Source organism: Pseudomonas sp. 28 E 9, assembly GCF_900004785.1.
GTDB classification, from domain to species: Bacteria; Pseudomonadota; Gammaproteobacteria; order Pseudomonadales; family Pseudomonadaceae; genus Aquipseudomonas; species Aquipseudomonas orientalis_A.
This window is the reverse complement of sequence record NZ_CVTK01000022.1, coordinates 60,964-85,290: the sequence shown is the minus strand read 5'-3', so window position 1 is coordinate 85,290 and position 24,327 is coordinate 60,964. Positions and strand designations below refer to the sequence as shown.

The 24,327-nt window shown below is 59.1% G+C and carries 19 protein-coding genes and 2 tRNA genes; 6 read left to right on the top strand and 15 right to left on the bottom strand.

Going from position 1 to position 24,327, the window contains the following annotated elements; all coding sequences use genetic code 11:
* The first annotated feature begins 1 nt into the window (after position 1).
* From folK to BFQ00_RS04125, 6 genes are all read left to right on the top strand, one after another.
* A complete protein-coding gene (gene folK / locus BFQ00_RS04150; protein WP_065932694.1) occupies positions 2–484 on the top strand; it encodes a 2-amino-4-hydroxy-6-hydroxymethyldihydropteridine diphosphokinase in 483 nt (160 codons plus the stop codon).
* A gap of 322 nt (positions 485–806) precedes the next feature.
* Positions 807–1,607, top strand: coding sequence for a 3-methyl-2-oxobutanoate hydroxymethyltransferase (panB, locus tag BFQ00_RS04145; RefSeq protein ID WP_065932693.1), 801 nt, complete (start codon positions 807–809; stop codon positions 1,605–1,607).
* Positions 1,604–2,455, top strand: a complete 852-nt coding sequence (gene panC, locus BFQ00_RS04140; protein ID WP_065932692.1) for a pantoate--beta-alanine ligase — start codon at positions 1,604–1,606, stop codon at positions 2,453–2,455. Before panB ends, panC begins: the two co-directional genes overlap by 4 nt.
* Before the next feature lie 225 nt (positions 2,456–2,680).
* Positions 2,681–4,345 carry a glucose-6-phosphate isomerase gene (gene pgi / locus BFQ00_RS04135; protein ID WP_065883953.1) on the top strand — a complete coding sequence of 555 codons (1,665 nt, stop codon included), beginning with the start codon at positions 2,681–2,683 and terminating at the stop codon, positions 4,343–4,345.
* Between the two features lie 108 nt (positions 4,346–4,453).
* On the top strand, positions 4,454–5,470 hold the full coding sequence (locus BFQ00_RS04130) for a class I SAM-dependent rRNA methyltransferase (protein WP_065932691.1): 1,017 nt from the start codon (positions 4,454–4,456) through the stop codon (positions 5,468–5,470).
* Between the two features lie 88 nt (positions 5,471–5,558).
* Entirely contained in the window at positions 5,559–8,492 is a 2,934-nt protein-coding gene (locus tag BFQ00_RS04125) for a DUF748 domain-containing protein (protein ID WP_065932690.1), read from the top strand.
* 405 nt (positions 8,493–8,897) lie between these two features.
* Here the strand turns inward: BFQ00_RS04125 and BFQ00_RS04120 are convergent, their stop codons facing one another.
* The 15 genes from BFQ00_RS04120 to ftsH form a co-directional block, all read right to left on the bottom strand.
* On the bottom strand, positions 8,898–9,518 hold the full coding sequence (locus BFQ00_RS04120) for a BON domain-containing protein (protein ID WP_065932689.1): 621 nt from the start codon (positions 9,516–9,518) through the stop codon (positions 8,898–8,900).
* 296 nt (positions 9,519–9,814) lie between these two features.
* Positions 9,815–11,920, bottom strand: a complete 2,106-nt coding sequence (gene pnp, locus BFQ00_RS04115) for a polyribonucleotide nucleotidyltransferase (protein WP_049711495.1) — start codon at positions 11,918–11,920, stop codon at positions 9,815–9,817.
* A 194-nt stretch (positions 11,921–12,114) separates the two neighbouring features.
* Entirely contained in the window at positions 12,115–12,384 is a 270-nt protein-coding gene (gene rpsO, locus BFQ00_RS04110; RefSeq protein WP_003176135.1) for a 30S ribosomal protein S15, read from the bottom strand.
* Positions 12,385–12,499: 115 nt separating this feature from the next.
* The gene (gene truB, locus BFQ00_RS04105) at positions 12,500–13,417 is read right to left on the bottom strand and encodes a tRNA pseudouridine(55) synthase TruB (protein WP_003176136.1); all 918 of its coding nucleotides are present in this window, start codon (positions 13,415–13,417) and stop codon (positions 12,500–12,502) included.
* A 3-nt stretch (positions 13,418–13,420) separates the two neighbouring features.
* Positions 13,421–13,816: a 30S ribosome-binding factor RbfA gene (gene rbfA, locus BFQ00_RS04100; RefSeq protein WP_065883945.1), complete on the bottom strand. Its 396-nt coding sequence runs from the start codon at positions 13,814–13,816 to the stop codon at positions 13,421–13,423.
* A gap of 159 nt (positions 13,817–13,975) precedes the next feature.
* Positions 13,976–16,489 carry a translation initiation factor IF-2 gene (infB, locus tag BFQ00_RS04095; protein WP_065883943.1) on the bottom strand — a complete coding sequence of 838 codons (2,514 nt, stop codon included), beginning with the start codon at positions 16,487–16,489 and terminating at the stop codon, positions 13,976–13,978.
* Between the two features lie 27 nt (positions 16,490–16,516).
* The gene (gene nusA / locus BFQ00_RS04090) at positions 16,517–17,998 is read right to left on the bottom strand and encodes a transcription termination factor NusA (RefSeq protein ID WP_057725019.1); all 1,482 of its coding nucleotides are present in this window, start codon (positions 17,996–17,998) and stop codon (positions 16,517–16,519) included.
* Between the two features lie 47 nt (positions 17,999–18,045).
* On the bottom strand, positions 18,046–18,504 hold the full coding sequence (gene rimP / locus BFQ00_RS04085) for a ribosome maturation factor RimP (protein WP_003235029.1): 459 nt from the start codon (positions 18,502–18,504) through the stop codon (positions 18,046–18,048).
* A 140-nt stretch (positions 18,505–18,644) separates the two neighbouring features.
* A tRNA-Met gene (locus tag BFQ00_RS04080) sits at positions 18,645–18,721 on the bottom strand.
* Positions 18,722–18,817: 96 nt separating this feature from the next.
* Positions 18,818–18,903: transfer RNA gene (locus BFQ00_RS04075), tRNA-Leu, on the bottom strand.
* A gap of 21 nt (positions 18,904–18,924) precedes the next feature.
* A complete protein-coding gene (gene secG, locus BFQ00_RS27645; protein WP_010206600.1) occupies positions 18,925–19,308 on the bottom strand; it encodes a preprotein translocase subunit SecG in 384 nt (127 codons plus the stop codon).
* Between the two features lie 4 nt (positions 19,309–19,312).
* Positions 19,313–20,068 carry a triose-phosphate isomerase gene (tpiA, locus tag BFQ00_RS04070; RefSeq protein WP_057725018.1) on the bottom strand — a complete coding sequence of 252 codons (756 nt, stop codon included), beginning with the start codon at positions 20,066–20,068 and terminating at the stop codon, positions 19,313–19,315.
* Between the two features lie 66 nt (positions 20,069–20,134).
* The gene (glmM, locus tag BFQ00_RS04065; protein ID WP_065883941.1) at positions 20,135–21,472 is read right to left on the bottom strand and encodes a phosphoglucosamine mutase; all 1,338 of its coding nucleotides are present in this window, start codon (positions 21,470–21,472) and stop codon (positions 20,135–20,137) included.
* A gap of 16 nt (positions 21,473–21,488) precedes the next feature.
* A complete protein-coding gene (gene folP, locus BFQ00_RS04060; protein WP_065932688.1) occupies positions 21,489–22,340 on the bottom strand; it encodes a dihydropteroate synthase in 852 nt (283 codons plus the stop codon).
* 8 nt (positions 22,341–22,348) lie between these two features.
* The gene (gene ftsH, locus BFQ00_RS04055) at positions 22,349–24,259 is read right to left on the bottom strand and encodes an ATP-dependent zinc metalloprotease FtsH (RefSeq protein WP_057725015.1); all 1,911 of its coding nucleotides are present in this window, start codon (positions 24,257–24,259) and stop codon (positions 22,349–22,351) included.
* Positions 24,260–24,327 lie beyond the last annotated feature (68 nt).

The window sequence follows — 24,327 nt, the reverse complement described above, 5'->3', positions numbered from 1 at the left end:
CGTGGAACGTATCTACATCGGCATGGGCAGCAACCTGTCTGCCCCGCAACAGCAATTGCGCAGCGCGATCGACGCCTTGGCGCAATTGCCCGGCACCACCCTTGCCGGTGTATCCGCCTTCTATCAAAGTGACTCCCTGCTCCCGGGCCAACCGCGCTATACCAATGCGGTGGCGGCCCTAGACAGCGACCTTGCGCCGCTGGACCTGCTCGATGCGCTGCAAGCCATCGAAAACGACCAGGGTCGCGAACGCCTTGAGCGTTGGGGCGCACGCACGCTGGACCTGGATATCTTGCTCTTCGGTGACCGCCTGATCGACGAGCCGCGCCTCAAGGTGCCGCATTACCAGATGCACCTGCGGGCGTTTGTGCTTTATCCGCTGGCCGAACTGGCACCTGCGAACCTGTCATTACCTGATGGCCCAACCCTGCGCGACTTACTGGCAGACTGCCCGTTTGTCGGCCTGGAACGCTTACCTCTGTAGGAGCGAGCTTGCTCGCGAAAATCGTCAACGATAACGCGCACAGCCTGACTAAACGCGGTGCCTAAGCGTTCTTCGCGAGCAAGCTCGCTCCTACAATCGCGTCAGTAACAGCGGTAACACCGTCATCGTAACAATGCGGTAACACATCCAATTGACTTCCCGTGTCCTCCTCACGACTATAGGCGTCCCGCTGCCGCCAGCCCGGCGCTGAAGGGCGCAATCCAGGCCTTATAAGCACTGCTCTCAAGACAGTGCGCCTGTATAAACGAAGACTCACGCGCGTTACTCGCTGTTTCCAAGCGCCTGAACGAGGACCCTTTTCATGCCAGACATTACCCTGACCACCTTGCAGAGCCTCAAGCTCAAAGGTGAAAAAATCACCATGCTGACCTGCTACGACGCCACCTTCGCCCACGCCAGCTGTCAGGCCGGGGTCGAGGTGTTGCTGGTAGGCGACTCCCTGGGCATGGTACTTCAAGGGAATGACAGCACACTCCCCGTCACCACCGACGAACTCGCGTACCACACCGCCAGCGTCAAGCGTGGCAATGACGGTGCGTTTATCATCGCCGACCTGCCGTTCATGGGGTATGCCACCCTCGAACAGACCTTCCAGAACGCCGGCAAACTGATGCAGGCGGGTGCGCACATGATCAAGGTCGAAGGCGCCGTATGGCTTTCCGAGTCGATCCGCCTGCTGGCTGAGCGCGGCGTCCCGGTATGCGCGCACATGGGCCTGACACCGCAGTCGGTCAACCTGCTCGGCGGCTACAAGGTACAGGGCCGCAATGAAGCCCAGGCACGCCAGATGCGTGCCGATGCCATCGCCCTGGAACAAGCCGGCGCCGCGATGATTCTGCTGGAGTGCGTGCCCAGTGAACTGGCCGCCGAAATCACCCAGGCCGTCAAGGTACCGGTGATCGGCATCGGTGCCGGCGCCGCCACCGACGGCCAGGTGCTGGTGCTGCACGACATGCTCGGCTTGTCGATCAGCGGCCACGTGCCCAAGTTCGTGAAAAACTTCATGGCCGGCCAGGCCAGCATTCACGCCGCACTGAGCGCTTACGTCAGCGAAGTCAAAGCCGTAACCTTTCCAGGCGCCGAACACGGATTTTCTGCATGAACACCGTTAAAACCCTACGTGAACTGCGCGCCGCCGTGACCCACGCGCGCAGTGCCGGCAAGCGCATCGGCTTCGTGCCGACCATGGGCAACCTGCACAGTGGCCACGCCACCCTGGTGAGCAAGGCCGCGCAGCAATCGGACTTCGTCGTGGCGAGCATTTTCGTCAACCCGTTGCAATTCGGCGCCGGCGAAGACCTGGACAAATACCCGCGCACCCTTGCCGCCGACCAGGAAATGCTGCTGCAAGCCGGCTGCAACCTGCTCTTCGCGCCCACGGTCGAGGAGATTTACCCCGACGGCATGGCCGGCCAGACCCGCGTCAGCGTCCCCCAGTTGTCCGAAGGCCTGTGCGGGGCCAGCCGCCCAGGGCATTTCGAAGGCGTCGCCACGGTGGTCAGCAAGCTGTTCAACATGGTCCAGCCGGATATGGCCGTATTTGGCCAGAAGGACTACCAGCAACTGGCGGTGATCCGCGCCATGGTGCATGACCTGAACATGCCGATCCAGATCATCGGCGAGCCGACCGTACGTGCCGCCGATGGCCTGGCGCTGTCATCGCGCAACGGTTATCTCACCCAGGAGCAACGCGCAATTGCCCCCGTGCTGTACCGCAGCCTCAGCCAGATGGCCACCGCCATCAAGAGCGGTGAGCGGGATTTCGCCACACTGCGCGCCGAGCACATCCGGCAGATCGAAGCCGCCGGCTTGCGCATGGACTACCTGGAAGTGCGTCAAGGCGTGCACTTGCGTCCGGCCACGCCCGAAGACCGGGATATCGTGATCCTGGTAGCAGCCTATCTGGGCACGACACGCCTGATCGACAACCTGCACCTGAACCTCAACTGACCCTGCTCGACACCCCGCCGATTGCCTTCATCGCTATGCCGGTATAAAAAAGTACCGGCATCAGCGCAGACAAAGCCAAGACATATCGACACGCTAGGTTTAATGTAATCGCCCTGCGCTCCTGGTTAGCGCTGTCTGGAACCCCGTCGCATGTTAAAAGACGGGATGTTCCGGGCTTTGAAGTGTCCTAAAGGCAGTCCCCGTAATAAAAGGAAACCCGCAGCGATGGCGTACTACCGCACCCCTCATGACGTTACCGCGCTGCCCGCCTGGCACGCGCTCGATCAACATCGCCAAGCCATGCAGGATTTCAGCATGCGCGAGGCCTTTAATGCCGACCCCCAGCGTTTCTCCGAATTCACCCTGAGCAGCTGCGGGCTTTTCCTCGATTACTCGAAAAACCTGATCACCCGCGAAACCCGCGACCTGCTGGTGGGCCTGGCCAACGAAGTCGGCCTTAAAGACGCGATCAACGCGCTGTATGCCGGCGAGCCGGTCAACTCCTCCGAAGGCCGTCCGGCGCTGCACACCGCCCTGCGTCGCCCGGTGGGTGACAAGTTGTCGGTCAACGGCGTGAACATCATGCCCGACGTGCACAAGGTGCTGAACCAGATCACTGACCTGGTCGGCCGTATCCACGACGGCCTGTGGCGTGGCTACACCGAGAAGCCGATCACCGACGTGGTGAACATCGGCATCGGTGGTTCGTTCCTCGGCCCGGAGCTGGTCTCCGAAGCGCTGCTGTCCTACGCCCATAAGGGCGTACGCTGCCATTACCTGGCGAACATCGACGGCAGCGAGTTCCACGAACTGACCATGAAGCTGCGCGCCGAGACCACGCTGTTTATCGTCTCGTCGAAATCCTTCAACACCCTCGAAACCCTGAAAAACGCCCAGGCCGCCCGCGCCTGGTACCTGGCCCAGGGTGGCTCGGAAGCCGAGCTGTACCGCCACTTTATCGCGGTGTCGAGCAACAACGCAGCGGCCGTCGCGTTCGGCATTCGCGAAGAAAACATCTTCCCGATGTGGGACTGGGTCGGTGGTCGTTACTCGCTGTGGTCCGCAATCGGCTTGCCGATCGCCCTGGCGATCGGCATGTCCAACTTCAAGGAGCTGCTGTCCGGTGCCTACACCATGGACCAGCATTTCCAGAACGCGCCATTCGAAGACAACATGCCCGTGCTGCTGGGCCTGCTGGGCGTGTGGTACGGCAATTTCTGGGGTTCGCAGAGCCATGCGATCCTGCCGTACGACCATTACCTGCGTAACATCACCAAGCATTTGCAGCAGTTGGACATGGAGTCCAACGGCAAGAGCGTGCGCCAGGACGGCACGCCGGTCGCCACCGATACCGGCCCGGTCATCTGGGGCGGCGTGGGTTGCAACGGCCAGCATGCTTATCACCAGTTGCTGCACCAGGGCACCCAACTGATCCCGGCCGACTTCATCGTGCCGATCGTCAGTTTCAACCCGGTCTCCGACCACCACCAGTGGCTGTATGCCAACTGCCTGTCCCAGAGCCAGGCGCTGATGCTCGGCAAGACACGCGCCGAAGCCGAAGCGGAGCTGCGCGATAAGGGCATCCCTGAGGCCGACGTGCAGAAACTGGCCCCCCACAAGGTGATCCCGGGCAACCGTCCGAGCAACACGATCGTGGTCGAACGCATCAGCCCGCGCCGCCTGGGCGCGCTGGTCGCCATGTACGAACACAAGGTGTTCGTCCAGAGCGTCATCTGGGGCATCAACGCCTTCGACCAATGGGGTGTCGAGCTGGGCAAGGAACTGGGCAAAGGCGTCTACAACCGCCTGACCGGCGCCGAAGAAACCTCGGCCGAAGATGCTTCGACCCAGGGCCTGATCAACTACTTCCGCGGTCGTCACCGCGGCTGATCAACGCCTGAACCGATAGCCTCGAAATAACCCCCGGCCTGTTCAGGCCGGGGCTGTTAAACTGCGCGCCCCCATTGTCCTCATTCCCCCGCAAGCAAGGCGCGCTCCATGACTTCCTTGAACCAGGCGCTGCGCGCCGCCCTCGACCATCGCCAAGACCTGATCAGTGAACTGCATGCCCAGGGCACCGATTGCTACCGGCTGTTCCACGGCAGCCAGGAAGGCGCCGGTGGCCTGACGATCGATCGCTACGGCCCGCAATTGCTGGTGCAAAGCTTCCACCAATCCCTGCAAAACGCCGATCTGCTGGACCTGCACCAACTGATCAATCAATACATGGGCCTGGAGCTGCTGCTGGTGTACAACGACCGCTCCCGTGGCAACTCACGGATCGACCGTGAAGACAGCGTGTACCGCGCCGAACCTGCCGCGCTGGAGGATCTGGTCGGTCACGAATGGGGCCTCAACTACCGAGTGCGCGGGCGGCATGCCGGGCAGGACCCGCTGCTGTTCCTTGACCTGCGCAACACCCGGGGCTGGGTCAAGGACCACAGCGCCGGTAAAAGCGTGCTCAACCTGTTCGCCTACACCTGCGGCGTAGGCTTGAGCGCGGCAGCCGGTGGCGCACGCGAAGTCTGCAACCTGGACTTTGCCGAGGGCAATCTCGCCGTGGGGCGCGAGAACGGTCTGCTTAACCCGCAGTTGCCGACCATGACCTTCGTACAGTCCGATTACTTCCCGGCGATTCGCCAATTGGCCGGCCTCCCTGTCACTCAGCGTCGTGGCCAGAAACTGCCGAGCTATCCGCGCCTGGAACAGCGCCAGTATGACCTGGTGCTGCTCGATCCTCCCGCCTGGGCCAAAAGCGCCTTCGGTACCGTCGACCTGTTGCGCGACTACCAAAGCCTGCTCAAGCCCGCACTGTTGGCAACCGCCGATAATGGTGTGCTCATTTGCTGCAACAACCTGGCGAAAGTGAGCATGGACGACTGGCGCGAACAGGTGCTGCGTTGCGCGGAAAAAGCCGGTCGCCCCGTACGCGACTGGCAGATCATGGCGCCAGGCGCGGACTTTCCGTCGAAAGACCAGCAACCTCCGCTGAAGACCCTGATCCTGCAATTGTAGGAAGTTTCCCAGGCCTGGCGGTTCTTCGGAACCGAAATCACGTGCCATACTCCAAGGCACTCTCGTTCGACATAGATGGCTGTCACCCATGCCCAAAGGATTGTTCCGCGCCATAGGCGCCTTGTTGACCGCCCTTGCTGTGTATAGCGTGCTGGGCTTTCTGATTTTGCCCGGCATCGCCCTTCGTATTGCCAACCAGCAGTTGGCCCATTACGCAACGGTGCCGGCGCGTATCGAGCGTATCGAACTCAACCCGTTCAGCCTGGAGCTGACGCTATGGGGCCTGAAGATCGGTGAGCCGGGCAAGGAACAGGTGGGTTTCGAGCGCCTGTATGCCAACCTGCAGATCGACAGCCTCTGGACCCGCGCCCTGCACCTGGCCGATGTTCAACTCGAGCAGCCCAGGACCGAATTGCTCTTCGACAAGTCCGGCCAGTTGAACCTGGCGCAATTGTTCAAATTGCCGCCAAGCGAGCCAACCCCCGCCGATCCCGACGCCAAGCCTTTCCCGCTGCGTATCGACAGCATCAAGCTGGCGGGCGGCTATGTGCACTTTCGGGACCTGCGCCCCAGCGAACCCATCGAATTTCTCTACGACAAACTCGACTTCGAGCTGAAAAACCTCAGCACCTTGCCGGAAGATAACGCCGACATGACTTTGGTGGCCGCCGGCCCCCAGGGCGGGCAGATCGACTGGAAGGGCAACTTCAGCCTGGTACCGATCACCTCCGAAGGCTCGCTGAAAGTCACCGACGGCAAAATGAAAGCCTGGTGGCCGTATGTGCGCGATGCCGTGCCGCTGGTGCTTGAGGACGGAGTGCTCAATTTCAGCACCAACTATAAGTTCAGCCTGGCCAAAGAGACCGAACTTAACCTGACCAACACCACCGCCAGCATTGCGCCCTTTGCGATCAAAGCGCCGGATGGCCGGCCATTGGCACGCCTGGAGCGCCTGGACGTCAGCGAGACCACGGTGGACCTGGCCAAGCAACAGGTAGTGATCGGCAAGATCCGCAGCAACAAACTCGAAACCTGGGCCGCCCGCGAGGCTGATGGGCAACTGGACTGGCAGAAGCTGTTCGCCAGCCAACCCGGCAAACCGGCCAAGACGCCGGAACCGGCCTCCGCGCCCGCGACTGCCGACTCACCTGAAGCGCCACCGGCAGCGCCGAACAAACCCTGGCAAGTGCTGCTCAAGGATGTGCAACTGCGCAATTACCAGGTGCACCTGGCTGACCGCCAGGCCAAGCCTGCGGTAGCCGTGGATCTGGGGCCGTTGAACGTCGATGTGCAGAACTTCGACAGCCTCAACCAGCGCCCTTTTACCTTGAAGGTCGACAGCGGCCTGGGCAAGCAAGGCAAGATCCAGGCAGCCGGCGAGGTCAACCTCAATCCGGTCAGCGCCAGGCTGAAAGTGAACACCCAGGACATCGACCTGCGCGTCGCTCAATCCTATATCAGCCCGTTCATCCGTCTGGAACTGCGCAGCGGCATGCTGGGCAGCAACCTGGATGTCAACTTGAAGAGTACCGAACCGCTGACCCTGCAAGTCACCGGCCGCGCGCAAGTGGATCAGTTGCACACGCTAGACACCCTCAAGTCCCGTGACTTCCTCAAATGGCAGCGCCTGGTGCTGGAAGGCGTCAATTACCAGCATGGCGACAGCCTGTCGATCGACAAGGTCAACCTGCTGCAACCCTATGCGCGCTTCATGATCAACGAGGACCGCACCACCAATATCGACGACCTGCTGATCCCGCAGCCTGCCGACAGCGGGAACAAATCGGCAGCCAAGCCGGCTGCGAGCAAAGACAAACCGTTGGGTATCCACGTCGGACAGGTCGCGATCAACGACGGCTCGGCCAATTTCGCCGACTTCAGCCTCACGCCCAACTTCGCTACCGCCATTCAACAACTCAACGGCCAGATCGGCACCATCGACAGTCGCCAGGCCAAACCGGCCAGCGTCGACATCAAGGGCAAGGTGGACCGCTACGCGCCGGTGACCATCAAGGGCAGCGTGAACCCGTTTGACCCTATGGCGGCGCTGGACATCGCGACCAGCTTCAAACGTGTCGAGTTGACCACCCTGACGCCGTACTCGGGCAAATTCGCAGGTTTCCGAATCCGCAAAGGTCGTTTGAACCTGGACCTGCATTACATGATCACCAAAGGCCAGTTGAAGGCTGAAAACAAGGTGGTGGTCGAGCAACTGCAACTGGGCGAGAAAGTCGACAGCGCCGATGCGGTGGACTTGCCGATTCGCCTGGCGGTGGCCTTGCTCAAGGACAGCGACGGCAAGATTTCCATCGAGCTGCCGGTAAGCGGTGACCTGAACAACCCGCAATTCAGTGTTATGCCGATTGTGTGGCAGACCTTGCGCAACCTCGTGGTGCGCGCCGCGACGGCGCCCTTCAAGTTCATTGGTGGGCTGGTCACCGGCGGCGGTTCGCAAGACCTGGGGAGTGTGTCGTTTGCGGCGGGCTCCAGTGAACTGGATAAAAACGCCGAAGGAGCCCTTAACACGCTGGCCAAGGCACTCAAGGAACGCCCTGCCCTGCGCCTGGAAATCGAAGGCACCGCAGCGGCCGGCAGTGACGGCCCGTTCCTGGCCGCGCAACGACTGGAGCGTGAGTACCAATACAACTACTACAAAATCCTGCAGCGTCGCGGCGATAAAGTCCCGGCCCAGGCATCATTGCTGGTCGTGCCCGAGAAGGAAAAGGCGCCTTTGCTGGAAGGCATTTACCGCACCCGCCTGAAACAACAACCTCCCGCCGAATGGAAAGGCCTGGGCGACGATGAGCGCGCGGCCAGGCTCAAGGACGGCGTGATCAAGTTCTGGAGTGGCAGTGACGTGCTGCTGCGCCAGCTCGGCCAGGACCGGGCCAGCACTATCAAGGATTACCTGGTGGACAAGGCTAAGCTGGAAGACGACCGCGTGTACTTCATCGATGCGCAGTTGGGACAGGCGGAAAAAGATGGTCGGGTGGTGACGCCGATGCATCTGGATGCCGAGTAACCCAATGTAGGAGGGGGCAAGCCCCCTCCCACATTTTTGCTCCTTGCCCGGCAAGCTGGATGGTGTTGTGCCGCTGGGGCAGGCGGAGAAAGACGGTCGGGCAGTAATGCCAATGCATCAGGTTGCCAAGCAACCAAATGTGGGAGGGGGCTTGCCCCCGATGGCGGTAGGTCGGTCAGTGATAGGTTGACTGATACACCACTATCGGGGGCAAGCCCCCCCCACACTTATAGTTCCTTGCTGGCTGGCAAATTATAAGCCCCAATAGAACAGGCCCCGACACAAGTGCCGGGGCCTGTAATGACCACATCCGTGTGGTCGGTCGCATGAACTCCAGAGGTGCCTCGGGTGGAAATCTAACTCACCCTAAGCCGCCGCCATTCAGTTCAGACGCAATCGGTAGTGTTACTGAGCTTTCAGGCCATCAGCCGATACAGCTTTAACGCCTTTGATTTTCTTGGCGATCGCTACAGCAGTTTCTTTCTGCGCAGCAGTCACAGCCGCTGTGGACGACAGGGACACAACACCTTTGTTGGTTTCAACTTTGATGTCGGTGCCAGGGATACCTTTTTCGGTAACCAGATCAGCTTTTACTTTAGTGGTGATCCAGGTATCGCTAGTCGCCTCGCCAGCGTCATGAGCAGCACCTTTGGTTTTGTCGACGCCGTCAGCCTTGGTAGCGCCGCCAGCCAGCAGGCCGTCAGCAGAAACTGCGGTTACACCTTTGATTTTCTTGGTGATCGCTACGGCAGTCGCTTTCTGCGAGTCCGAGATGGCTACTTCGGAGGACAGGGAAACCACACCTTTGTTGGTTTCAACCTTGATGTCCGAACCTGGAATGCCTTTTTCAGTCAGCAGGTCGGCTTTGACTTTGGTGGTGATCCAAGTATCCGAAACGCCTTCCTTAGCCTTGGTAGCTTCGCCAGCCGCCAGAGTCATAGGGGCTTGGGAAGTCTGAGCAAAGGCTACGTTAGCACCCATGGCCAGAGTCAGAGCGGTAGCAGTAGCGAGAGCGAACTTCTTCATACGAGTAACTCCTGTTTTATTAAAAGACTGCAGTACGTAAATCTTGGTACTGAAGCGCTAACAGGGATATTGCAGGCAGTGTGCCAAGTCGTCAGAAATGTAAAAACCCTTATAAAACAATCAGTTATAAAAAACGTTAATTTACGGAATCGTGCAACTTGCATGAAGTCCATCGTGCCTGCATGCAAGTTGCGGCTTTTGCGCAGTGCTAAACAGCTGATTCTCTTCCATTTTCTCACGCTCATAAAAAAAGGACTCCGAAGAGTCCTTTTCTACAGCGTGACGCTTGCGGCTAGTTAAACGCCCGAAGCCTTGGCTGCTGCTACGTCCTTGATGGACAGTTTGATACGGCCGCGGTTGTCCACGTCCAGTACCAGCACTTCCACTTCCTGGCCTTCTTTCAGGATGTCGGTCACTTTCTCAACGCGAGCGTCGCTCAGCATGGAGATGTGAACCAGACCATCCTTGCCCGGCAGGATGTTGACGAATGCGCCGAAGTCGACGATGCGCTCAACCTTACCGACGTAGATCTTGCCGATCTCCGCTTCAGCGGTGATACCCAGGACGCGCTGGCGTGCTGCCTCAGCCGCTTCCTTGGTTTCGCCGAAGATCTTGATCGAACCGTCGTCTTCGATATCGATCGAAGCCTTGGTTTCTTCACAGATTGCACGGATAGTCGCGCCGCCTTTACCGATGACATCACGGATTTTGTCGGTGTCGATTTTCATCGCGATCATGGTCGGAGCATTTTCCGACAGCTCGGTACGCGACTGACCAATGATCTGGTTCATCTGGCCGAGGATGTTCAGGCGCGCTTCCAGGGCTTGGCCCAGGGCGATTTCCATGATCTCTTCGGTGATGCCCTTGATCTTGATGTCCATCTGCAGCGCGGTTACGCCTTTGGCGGTACCGGCTACCTTGAAGTCCATGTCGCCCAGGTGGTCTTCGTCACCCAGGATGTCGGTCAGGATGGCGAACTTCTCGCCCTCTTTAACCAAGCCCATGGCGATACCGGCAACCGGTGCCTTCATCGGTACACCGGCGTCCATCAGTGCCAGGGAAGCGCCGCAAACCGAAGCCATGGAGCTGGAACCGTTGGATTCGGTGATTTCCGACACAACACGGATGGTGTACGGGAACACGTCGGCAGCCGGCAGCATCGCGGCGATCGAACGACGGGCCAGACGGCCGTGACCGATTTCACGACGACCAGCACCGCCCATGCGACCACACTCGCCCACCGAGAACGGAGGGAAATTGTAGTGCAGCATGAACGGGTCTTTTTTCTCGCCTTCCAGGGTGTCCAGCAGTTGCGCGTCACGGGCGGTGCCCAGGGTCGCGACTACCAGGGCCTGGGTTTCACCACGGGTGAACAGCGCCGAACCGTGAGTCTTCGGCAGAACACCGACTTCGATGTTCAACGGACGTACGGTGCGCGTGTCGCGACCGTCGATGCGTGGCTTGCCGTTAACGATGTTTTCGCGAACGGTGCGGTATTCGATTTCACCGAAAGCCGCTTTGACTTCGCTGGAAGAAGGCTGGCCTTCTTCACCTGACAGCTTGGCGACAACCTGATCCTTCAGCTCGCCCAGGCGAGCGTAACGGTCGGCCTTGACGGTGATGGCGTAAGCCTGGGAGATCGCGTCGCCGAATTCGGCACGGATAGCGCCCAGCAGTGCGGTCGCTTCTGGTTGTGGAGCCCAGGTCCAGGTTGGCTTGGCAGCTTCTGCAGCCAGTTCCTTGACGGCGTTGATCACCACCTGGAACTCGTCGTGGGCAAACAGCACGGCGCCCAGCATCTGGTCTTCAGTCAGCTCTTTGGCTTCCGATTCAACCATCAATACGGCTTCCGAGGTACCGGCAACGACCATGTCCAGGCTCGATGCTTTTTGTTGCTCGTAAGTCGGGTTCAGCAGGTAGCCGGTGCTTTCGTGGAACGCAACACGGGCGGCGCCGATCGGGCCATCAAACGGGATGCCCGAGATAGCCAGGGCAGCCGAAGTACCGATCATCGCAGCGATGTCCGGATCGGTTTTCTTGCTGGTGGAAACGACGGTGCAGACAACCTGCACTTCGTTCATGAAGCCTTCCGGGAACAGCGGACGGATCGGACGGTCGATCAGTCGGGAAGTCAGGGTTTCTTTCTCGGAAGGACGGCCTTCGCGCTTGAAGAAACCGCCAGGGATCTTACCGGCAGCGTAAGTTTTTTCCTGGTAGTGAACGGACAGAGGGAAAAAGCCTTTGCTCGGGTCAGCGGTCTTGGCGCCAACCACGGTCACCAGTACGGTAACGTCGTCGTCAACGGTAACCAGCACTGCGCCGGAGGCTTGACGGGCGATACGGCCTGTCTCGAGGGTAACGGTCGACTGACCGAACTGGAATTTTTTGATAACCGGGTTCACGGTGTCCTACCTTCTTTGTGGCTCTTGGGGAACTTGTCTTCTTGCGAAATTCTTGGGCAACGTCGGGAATCGGCCCAACCCTTGTCCAGGGTAAAACGTGTATCCAGATAAAACTTGAGGCTGGGAGCCTGCCATGGGCCAGCGGGAATCCCACTGACACACGGCAGACAACCAACCTCTAGCGCAATCGCTGATTAGCGACGCAGACCCAGGCGACCGATCAGAGCCTGATAACGACCCAGATCCTTGCCTTTCAGGTAGTCCAGCAGCTTACGGCGCTGGTTTACCATGCGGATCAGACCACGACGGGAGTGGTGATCTTTACCGTTGGCCTTGAAGTGACCTTGCAGTTTGTTGATGTTGTGGGTCAGCAGTGCAACTTGCACTTCTGGCGAACCAGTGTCACCAACAGCTTGCTGATAGTCAGCTACGATTTGTGCTTTTTCTTGAACGTCGAGAGCCATGAGGCAATCCTTTTTTCAGGAAACCACCCAAAGGGCGGTTTCAACAGGCCAGGGACAAATCCCTGTATCTAAAAATGAGTGTTGACCATGCCTGTTAACAGCCACACTCGTTCGGTCATTCTGACCGAATCAGTCGACGCGGCGCGATGCGCCCGTCTTCGCTCACTTCACCGATACCGATAAAGCGACCGTTATGATCCTGTACTCGCACCATGCCGAATTTCGGGGCATCCGGGGCGCGTACCGGCTGGCCGTTGAGCCAGTAGAACGCGCTGTGCTCCGAAAAGTGCAGCAATGGCCAATCCAGCAAACCGCTGTCCGATGGCATCAGGAAGCGATCAACCGCCTCATTGCCGCCTTCGGCATGTACCGCTTCGAGCTCTTCCAGCGTGACCGTCTGGGCCAGGGTGAAAGGGCCGGCCTGTGTACGTCGCAGTTCGGCAACGTATGCGCCACAACCCAGCTGCTCACCAATATCTTCCACCAGGGTGCGGATATAGGTGCCTTTGCTGCAGTCCACCGCCAATCGGGCAGTGTCACCTTCACAGGCGAGCAATTCCAGCCGGGCAATAGTAACAGAACGCGGTTCGCGCTCCACCACTTCACCGGCACGCGCCAGCTTGTAAAGAGGCTGGCCATCACGCTTGAGCGCCGAGTACATCGGCGGTATCTGGCTGATTTGCCCACGGAAAGCGGGTAAGGCGGCTTCAATATCGGCACGACCAACGGTCACATCGCGAACCTGCAGGACATCACCTTCAGCATCGGCCGTGGTGGTGGTCTTGCCCAGTTGCATCAAGGTTTCATAACCCTTGTCGGAATCGAGCAGGTATTGCGAGAACTTGGTCGCCTCGCCAAAGCACAACGGCAGTACGCCGGTGGCCAGGGGATCGAGGCTGCCGGTGTGCCCGGCCTTCTCGGCATTGAGCAGCCAGCGGACCTTCTGCAACGCGGCATTGGAGGTAAAGCCAATGGGTTTGTCGAGCAGGATGATGCCACTGACGTTACGGCGGATACGTTTGACCTGAGCCACCGCTTACTCCTTGGCGTCTTCAGGTGTGGACGGATGCTGGCTGTCTTCAGCCACGGCGCGCTCGATCAATGCCGACAGGTGCGCGCCACGCACGACGCTTTCATCGTAGTGGAAGTGCAACTGGGGAACGCTGCGCAACTTCATTTCACGGGCCAACTGCATGCGCAGGAAACCTGCGGCGGCGTTGAGCACCTTGATGCTTTGCGCGATTTCTTCGCTGTTGTCCTGGCCCATCACGGTGATGAAGATCTTGGCGTGACCCACGTCACGGCTCACTTCAACGGCGGTGATGGTGACCAGGCCAACGCGCGGGTCTTTGACTTCGCGACGGATCAGTTGAGCCAGCTCGCGCTGCATCTGATCGCCGATACGCTGGGTACGGCTGTATTCTTTTGCCATGTCTTGTTACCTGTTACTGCCACACGGTGAAACCCGTGGGGTCTGAAAGCGGCAAACGCCCGGCCTGACAAAAGCCAGACCGGGCGTTGCGTTTAGAGTCCGTACGCTACGCGGGGCATCTGCATGCCCACACGCGGCGTGGCTCCGGAAGTGCGCGAGTTAGAGGCTGCGAGCAACCTGAACCTTCTCGTAGACTTCGATCTTGTCGCCAGGCTTGACGTCGTTGTAGCTCTTGACGCCGATACCGCATTCCATGCCGGCACGTACTTCGGAAGCGTCATCCTTGAAGCGGCGCAGGGATTCCAGCTCGCCTTCGAAGATAACGATGTCTTCACGCAGTACACGGATCGGACGGTTACGGTGCACAGTACCTTCGATAACCATGCAACCGGCGATCGCGCCGAATTTCGGCGAGCGGAACACGTCACGCACCTCGGCGATACCCAGGATGTTCTCCCGGACATCACTGCCAAGCATGCCGGTAAGGGCTTTCTTGACGTCTTCGATGATGTCGTAGATGACGTTGTAGTAACGCATGTCCAGGCCTTCCTGCTCGACGATCTTGCGAGCGCCGGCATCGGCACGCACGTTGAAGCCGAACAGTACAGCGTTGGAAGCCAGTGCCAGGTTGGCGTCGGATTCGGTGATACCACCGACACCGCCACCGACAACGCGCACTTGCACTTCGTCGTTACCCAGGCCGTTCAGGGCGCCGTTCAACGCTTCGAGGGAACCACGTACGTCAGATTTGAGGACGATGTTGAGCGTCTTCTTCTCTGCCTGGCCCATGTTCTCGAAGATGTTTTCCAGCTTGCCGGCGTGAGCACGCGCCAGTTTGACTTCGCGGAACTTGCCTTGACGGAACAGAGCCACTTCACGGGCTTTCTTCTCGTCGGCAACCACACTCATCTCGTCGCCAGCGTCCGGGGTACCGTCCAGGCCGAGGATCTCGACAGGGATGGAAGGACCGGCTTCCTTGATTGGCTTGCCGTTCTCGTCGAGCATGGCACGCACGCGGCCATAGTTCGAACCGACCAGCACCATGTCGCCCTGGCGCAGGGTACCGTCTTGAACCAGTACGGTAGCAACCGGGCCACGACCCTTGTCGAGACGCGATTCAACCACAACACCGCGGCCTGGGGCCGATGGGGTTGCTTTCAGTTCGAGTACTTCGGCTTGCAGCAGCACCGCTTCGAGCAGTTCGTCCACACCGGTACCGACTTTGGCCGAGACCGAAACGAACGGCGTATCACCGCCCCACTCTTCGGACGTCACGCCGTGAACCGACAGTTCGCTACGGATGCGATCGAGATCGGCGCCCGGCTTGTCGATCTTGTTCACTGCAACCACCAGTGGAACACCGGCGGCCTTGGCGTGCTGGACAGCTTCAATGGTCTGCGGCATTACGCCGTCGTCCGCTGCAACCACCAGGATCACGATGTCGGTCGCCTTGGCACCACGGGCACGCATTGCGGTAAACGCGGCGTGACCCGGGGTGTCGAGGAAGGTGACCATGCCGCGCTCGGTTTCAACGTGGTACGCACCGATGTGCTGGGTGATACCACCGGCTTCGCCAGCCGCTACCTTGGCACGACGGATGTAGTCGAGCAGCGACGTCTTACCATGGTCAACGTGGCCCATTACGGTCACGACCGGCGCACGGGAGAACGTCTCACCTTCAAACTTCAGGGACTCGGCCAGGGAATCTTCCAGGGCGGTGTCGCTGACCAGGGTCACTTTGTGGCCCAGTTCTTCGGCTACCAGTTGAGCAGTTTCCTGATCAAGCACCTGGTTGATGGTCGCTGGGGTACCCAGTTTGAACATGAACTTGATGATTTCAGCCGCCTTGACCGACATCTGATTGGCAAGATCGCCAACGGTGATGGTCTCGCCGATCTGCACATCACGCACGACAGGGCCGGTTGGGCTCTGGAAACCGTGGGCGTTGCGCTTTTTCAGCTTGGCCTTGCCGCGACCACCACGACGGAAGCTGTCGCTTTCTTCGTCGGTGGTACGTGGGGCAACGCGTGGCGCAGGCGCTTTCTCTTTGACCGAGGCGCGATGCGGAGCGTTTTTACGCTCGCCATCACCGCCACCACCGCGACGATTGTTATCGTCGGCACGTGGTTTGTCCGGACGACGAGGTTCGTCGCGCTTGCGATCTGCTGCAGGAGCAGGTGCGGCAGCCACCGGGGCAGCCTCACGCACCGCTTCAACAGGAGCGGCGACCGCTTCAGTGCTGGCAGGTTGCGCAGCAGCAGGCTGGCGACGCGCTTCTTCTTCGGCGCGACGCTTGGCTTCTTCTTCAGCCTTCTGACGAGCAGCATTTTCTACTGCGCGACGTTCATCCAGCTCGCGTTTGCGCTCGGCTTCGATTTCTTCCGGGCTGCGCTGTACGAAGACTTTCTTCTTGCGTACTTCAACGCTGATGCTCTTGCTACCTGCAACACGCAGGGTGCTGGTAGTTTTGCGCTGCAATGTAATCTTGCGCGGTTCTTCCACTTTCGCCTTGTGGCTGCTTTTCAAGTGAGTCAGCAAAGACTGCTTCTCACTGTCGCTCACATGTTCCTCGGCGGCGGTGTGCGGCAGACCTGCCTCACGCATCTGCTGCAACAGGCGCTCTACCGGTGTTTTGACCTCATCGGCCAGTTGTTTCACCGTGACTTGCGTCATGCACTTCTCTCCTCAGGCCGCGCCTAATTACTCGAACCAATGGGCTCGGGCGGCCATGATCAACTTGCCGGCACGATCTTCGTCAATGCCGTCGATGTCGAGCAGATCGTCAATAGACTGCTCGGCCAGGTCTTCGCGGGTAATTACGCCGCGCACCGCCAGTTCCATCGCCAAATCCTTGTCCATACCCTCAAGCGAGAGCAGGTCTTCGGCCGGATGGGCGTCTGCCAGCTTTTCCTCAGTAGCGATGGCTTTAGTCAACAAACGATCCTTGGCCCGAGCGCGAAGCTCGTTGACGGTGTCTTCGTCAAAGCCGTCGATGTTGAGCATTTCTTCCAACGGTACGTAGGCAATCTCTTCCAGGCTGGTGAAGCCTTCATCTACCAGCACCTGCGCCAGATCTTCATCGACTTCCAGCTCTTCGATAAAGTTGCGCAGGATGTCACCGGTTTCAGCTTGCTGCTTAGCCTGGATGTCCGATTCGGTCATCACGTTCAGGGTCCAACCGGTCAGTTGGCTGGCCAGACGCACGTTCTGACCACCACGACCAATGGCCTGAGCCAGATTGTCTGCGCCAACGGCGATGTCCATTGCATGGGCATCTTCGTCAACGATAATTGCCGCCACTTCAGCCGGCGACATGGCGTTGATCACGAACTGCGCCGGGTTATCGTCCCACAGCACGATGTCCACACGCTCACCGCCCAATTCGCCCGACACTGCCTGGACGCGCGAACCGCGCATACCAATGCAAGCGCCCTGCGGGTCGATGCGTTTGTCCTTGGAACGGACCGCGATCTTGGCGCGCGAACCCGGGTCGCGGGACGCCGCCATGACTTCGATCAGGCCTTCGGCGATTTCCGGCACTTCGATACGGAACAGCTCGATCAGCATTTCCGGCGCGGTACGCGACAGGATCAACTGAGGGCCGCGGTTCTCGGTGCGGATTTCCTTGAGCAGCGCACGCAAGCGCACGCCGACACGGAAGGTTTCGCGAGAGATGATGTCTTCACGGGCCAGCAACGCTTCGGCGTTGTTGCCCAGGTCGACGATCACGTTGTCGCGGGTTACTTTTTTCACGGTACCGGAGATGATTTCACCCAGGCGTTCGCGATAGGCGTCAACGACTTGAGCACGCTCGGCTTCGCGAACCTTCTGCACGATGACCTGCTTGGCGGTCTGTGCAGCGATACGGCCGAACTCGATCGATTCGATCTTTTCTTCGACGACATCACCGACGTTGGCGCCAGGGTGCGTTTGCGCAACCTTGCTCGGCCAGGTTTCAATCGCCGGATCATCAAGATCGGCTTCTTCGACGACCGTCCAGCGACGGAAAGTCTCATAGGCACCGGTGTGGCGGTTGATTTCCACACGCAGATCAACTTCATCTTCAAAACGCTTTTTGGTAGCAGTGGCCAGGGCCAGCTCCAGCGCTTCAAAAATCACGTTTGCCGGTACGCCCTTTTCATTGGATACCGACTCAACAACCAGCAGTACTTCTTTGCTCATCGTACGCCTCGCCTTTCGCAAGCCATTGGATCCGCGGGATCCGCGTCTCAGTCAAAACTGGGAATAATGTTGGCCTTGTCGATCATATCGATCGGCAACAGGAACTCGTGGTCTTCTACCTGCACCACGACATCCTGCTCTTCTACACCGCGCAGAAGGCCCTGAAAGTTGCGTCGCCCTTCGAACGGGGAGCGCAGCTTGATCTTCACTTGTTCACCGGCAAATTTTGCAAACTGATCAATAGTGAACAGTGGGCGTTCCATGCCTGGCGAGGAAACTTCAAGGGTGTATTCAACGGAAATCGGATCTTCAACATCCAGGACACCGCTGATCTGACGGCTGACAATTGCACAATCGTCCACCAGCACGCCGCCCTCTTTATCGATATAAACGCGCAACATTGAGTGGCGACCTTGAGCCGAAAACTCAATACCCCAGCATTCATAGCCTAGGGCCACGACCACCGGGGCCAGCAAGGCCTGCAACTCTTCTAGCTTGCTCGACACCTGAACCCCCTCGTGCATGTATGTGCATGCTGTGCAAAATAAAAAAATGGGCGAAACGCCCATCCTTGAAACGCCGTCGAACAGCGGCGTTGAAAGTGTCCAGCTAACAAAAAGCCCCTTAAAAGGGGCTCCGCTAAAACTGGTTGCGGGGGCCGGATTTGAACCGACGACCTTCGGGTTATGAGCCCGACGAGCTACCAGACTGCTCCACCCCGCGACAAAGCTGGGGCGGAAGTATACGACCGATCCCTTACAGGGTCAATGTAACCTTCCACCTACAAGAAAGCCCGCAACAGCGGGCTCTCCTGATAATTGGTACCGAGAAGGGGACTCGAACCCCTACACCCTATGGGCACAACCACCTCAAGGTTGCGTGTCTACCAATTCCACCACCTCGGCAATACAGCGTTTACAACCTTCTTACTTCTGCTCTTGAGCTGGAGGCACGTCAGTCGCTGGAGTAGCCGACTTTTGCTCTTGAAGCACCGGGACATCATCAGAAGCCGGTTTTGCTTTTGGTACTTCCAACACTGCTGGGTTTGGCAAACCTACTTGAGTCAGCACATGAGCCTTCTCTTTAGCAAAGTAACCTAACCCCAAGCTGGTTATGAAGAAACCGGCGGCAAGTATAGCAGTAAACTTACTAAGAAAGGTAGAGGAACCTTGGCTTCCGAATACAGTATTTGAAGCACCTGCACCGAAAGACGCACCAGCATCCGCACCTTTACCCTGTTGCAACAAAACCAGAGCAACTACGCCCAGGGCAGCCAACAGATGAAAAACGACTACGACTGTTTCCAGCATTTTTTCAGTTTCCCGCGGCGCGACAGATCGCACCGAACTCATCTGCATTCAGGGAAGCTCCACCAATGAGCCCCCCATCGATATCCGGCATGCCGAACAGTTCGACCGCATTGGCCGCCTTCACGCTGCCGCCGTATAGAAGCCGCACACCTTGTGCGACTTCAGAATTTTCTGCCGCCAACTGCGCGCGGATGGCGGCGTGCACATCCTGCGCCTGTTGCGGTGTAGCAGTCAGCCCGGTACCAATGGCCCAGACCGGCTCGTAAGCGATTACTGCCTTTGCAAACGCACCAACACCCAGCTCCTCGATGATGCTGCCCAGCTGACGCGAGACAACTTCAAGCGTCTTGCCCGATTCGCGCTGCTCAAGGGTTTCCCCTATGCACAACACCGGGATCAAGCCACAAGCCTGTGCCGCTGCGAACTTTCGGTTGAGCATCTGATCGCTTTCACCCATCAACTGGCGGCGCTCGGAGTGCCCAACAAGCACATAGGCACAACCGGCATCAACCAACTGACTGGGCGCAATCTCACCGGTCAACGCACCTTGGGCGGGTTCCACCGCGCAATTCTGCGCACCGACCTGAATCGACTGACCTTTCAAGCCATCAACCACTTGGCCGACATGCAGGAAAGGCGGGAAAACCGCAACATCCACATCGCCAGGCAAGGCCAGGTGACGAAGGCCATTGATCAGCTCAGCGACACTGGCGCGGGTACCGTGCATCTTCCAGTTACCAGCTACCATCGTGCGACGCATGCTGTACCCCGTCGGTCAAAGTGGGCGCAGATGTTACCCAACCACACCATCACTGGCAAGCCGAATTCAGGCGCAAACTTCAGTTACCAGTTTTGCCAGGTCTTCGGCATGGCCGCGAACCTGCGTTTCGTCCTCGCCTTCGACCATGACACGCACCAGAGGCTCTGTGCCGGACTTGCGCAACAACACCCGCCCACGCCCAGCCATTGCCTGGGTAACACGCTCGCACGCTTCCTTGACAGAGGGGTGCTCGATTGGATTTTCGCCACCGCCGAAACGCACATTGAGCAGCACCTGCGGACACTTGCGCAGCGCCTGTCGCGCCTGCGCCAGGCTCTCTTCGCGACGACGCAAGGCCAGCAACACCTGCAGCGCGGCAATGATTGCGTCGCCCGTGGTGGTGTGCTGGAAGCAAACGACATGCCCCGAGTTTTCACCACCAATCAGCCAATTGCGTTCCAGCAACTCGGCGATCACGTAACGGTCACCGACATTGGCGCGAATGAAGGGAATCCCCAGTTCAGCCAGCGCCAATTCAAGCCCCAGGTTACTCATCAGCGTACCGACGACACCCCCTTGCAGCTTGTTACGCTCATGCAAGTCGCGGGCAATGATGAACAGCAGGTCATCACCATCCACGACCATCCCGGTGTGATCCACCATCAACACGCGGTCGCCATCGCCGTCAAAGGCGATGCCCAGGTCCGCATGCTCGGCCAGAACCGCCGCCTGCAACTGCTCCATGTGCGTGGAACCGCAGTTGTCGTTGATGTTCAACCCGTTGGGCTGAGCCGACAGCACAGTGACTTGCGCACCAAGCTCCTTGAAGACACTCGGCGCCACCTTGTACGTCGCACCATGGGCACAATCAACGACGATCTTCAGCCCGGCGAAATTGGTGCTGCTCGGCACGCTGCTTTTACAGAATTCGATGTAGCGACCGGAGGCATCGTTGATACGCGACACCTTGCCCAGCTTGCTGGACTCGACCACCGTCATCGGCGCGTCCAGCAGCTCTTCGATCATCAGCTCGATCTCGTCCGGCAACTTGGTGCCCTGCCCCGAGAAAAACTTGATGCCATTGTCATCGTGCGGATTGTGCGAGGCACTGATCACGATACCGGCTTGAGCATGAAAGGTACGCGTCAGGTAGGCGATCGCCGGTGTAGGCATGGGGCCCAGCAGCATCACGTCGGCACCCGCGGCGGACAACCCCGCCTCTAGCGCGGATTCAAACATGTAGCCGGAAATACGCGTGTCCTTGCCCACCAGGATGCGGCACGCGCCCATGCTGCGGAACGCCATGCCTGCCGCCCAACCCAGCTTGAGCATGAAATCTGGGGTAATCGGGTATTCACCGACCCGACCACGGATACCGTCGGTGCCAAAATATTTCTTAGTCATGAGTGCTCCATCATTCTTATTCGGCTGATTCTACAGCGGCAATCATGCGCACCACGTCCACCGTCTCGGCGACATCATGCACACGCAAAATACGAGCGCCCTTGGTCATGGCAAGCGCAGCCAGCGCGAGGCCGCCATACAGCCGCTCACCCACCGGGCGATTCAGGGCCTGCCCTATCATGCTCTTGCGCGAAACACCGACCAGAAGAGGCCGACCAAGGGCGTGCAGGGCTTGCATATGCTTGAACAGGCTTAAATTATGCTGCAGGGTCTTGGCGAAGCCAAACCCGGGATCGAGAATGATCTTTTCAGCGCCAATGCCCACTGACGCGCACTGGGCGACTCGGTCAGCCAGGAAGCTGCTTACCTCGCCAACCAGGTCGTCGTAGTGCGGATTATCCTGCATATTGCCGGGTTCTCCCAGCATATGCATCAGACACACGGGCAGGCCGGTCGCCGCAGCGGCGTCGAGGGCACCGTCGCGCTGCAACGAACGCACATCATTAATCAGGCCCGCTCCCAGGCGTGCAGTTTCCCGCATCACCGCCGGCGTTGACGTGTCCACCGAGATGATCACATCCAGCTCGCGCGCAATGCGCTCGACAATCGGCGCCACCCGCTCCAGTTCCTCCACAGGAGAAACAACGCGGGCACCCGGCCGAGTCGACTCGCCGCCAACATCAATCAACGTCGCGCCGGCTGCCACCATCGCCTGCGCATGACGCAACGCGGCGTCCTGCCGGCTGAAGCGGCCGCCATCGGAAAACGAATCGGGAGTTACATTAAGAATGCCCATGACATGCGTATGGGCCAAATCAAGAACCCGGTTGCCGCAAGGCAACCGGGTGGAGGACGACGCAGAAATCATTTCAAACCTTAATGGTCAGCCGCCGGGCCGCCGATCGGAGCTTCAGGACGTTCATTCTGCACCACTGGCGGAGTGCCCGAGGTACCTGAACCACCTTCCCAATCGCGAGGCTCACGAGGCGTACGCCCCGCCATGATGTCGTCGATCTGATCGGCATCAATAGTCTCGTATTTCATCAGCGCATCAGCCATCGCGTCCAGCTTGTCGCGGTTGTCGGTGAGGATCTGCTTGGCCGTGCCGTAGCACTGGTCAATGATGCTGCGCACCTCGGAGTCGATCAGCTTGGCTGTCTCGCCCGAAAAACTGGCACTTTGACCGCCACCGCCACGTCCCAGGAATACTTCGCCTTCTTCCTCGGCATACATCAACGGACCGAGTTTCTCCGACAGGCCCCACTTGGTCACCATGTTCCGGGCGATCTGACTGGCGCGCATGATGTCGTTGGAAGCACCGGTGGTAACACCGTCGAAGCCCAACGTCATCTCTTCCGCAATCCGACCGCCGTACAGCGAACAGATCTGGCTGATCAGCGCGCGCTTGGAGAGGCTGTAACGATCCTCTTCCGGCAGGAACATCGTCACGCCCAAGGCACGACCGCGTGGAATGATCGACACCTTGTAGACCGGGTCATGCTCAGGCACAACCCGACCCACGATAGCGTGACCGGCTTCGTGATACGCAGTGTTCTGCTTTTCCTTCTCGGACATGACCATGGATTTGCGCTCTGCGCCCATCATGATCTTGTCCTTGGCCAATTCGAACTCTTTCATTTCAACGATGCGTTTGCCGGTACGGGCTGCGAACAACGAAGCCTCGTTGACCAGGTTGGCCAAATCAGCACCGGAGAAGCCTGGGGTACCACGGGCAATCACGGCCGGAGCCACGTCGTCGCCCATAGGCACTTTACGCATGTGGACCTTGAGGATCTGTTCGCGACCGCGGATATCCGGCAACCCTACCACCACCTGGCGGTCGAAACGGCCCGGACGCAGCAGCGCAGGGTCCAGTACGTCCGGACGGTTGGTTGCGGCGATGACGATGATGCCGTCATTCATCTCGAAACCATCCATCTCCACCAGCAACTGGTTGAGGGTCTGCTCACGCTCGTCATGACCGCCACCCATGCCGGCGCCACGATGGCGACCCACGGCATCGATTTCGTCGATGAAGATGATGCATGGCGCGTGCTTCTTGGCCTGTTCGAACATATCGCGAACACGGCTGGCACCGACACCGACGAACATCTCGACAAAGTCAGAACCGGAAATGGTGAAGAACGGCACCTTGGCTTCGCCGGCAATCGCCTTGGCCAGCAAGGTTTTACCGGTACCCGGCGGGCCGACCATCAGTACGCCACGAGGAATGCGTCCGCCCAGGCGCTGGAACTTGCCCGGATCACGCAGGAACTCGACCAGCTCACCGACTTCTTCCTTGGCTTCGTCGCAACCGGCGACATCCGCCAGGGTGGTTTTCACCTGGTCCTCGGAGAGCAGGCGTGCCTTGCTCTTGCCGAAGCTCATCGGCCCGCCCTTGCCTCCGGCACCCCCTTGCATCTGGCGCATGAAGAACATGAACACGGCGATAATCACCAGGATCGGGAAGCTGGCTACCAGGAGCTGGGTCCAGATGCTCTGCTGCTCAGGCTGCTTGCCTTCCACAACGACCTTGTTGTCCACCAGGTCGCCGATCAGACCGTTGTCCTGAATGGCCGGACGAATGGTCTTGAAGCTGTCGCCATCAATACGCTTGCCGGTAATCACGTAGCCATCAACCGCCACGCGCTCGACCTTGCCATCCTTAACTTGCTGGATGAAGTCGGAATAGTTGAGGGTCTGCGGCTCGTTAGGGCTGGAGAAGTTGTTCATCACCGTCACCAGGACAGCCGCGATGATCAACCACAGGATCAGATTCTTTGCCATATCGTTCAATTAACTACCCTCTGAAGCAAGCTCCGCTACTGGCGCGCGCTTCGCATGATATTCACCGG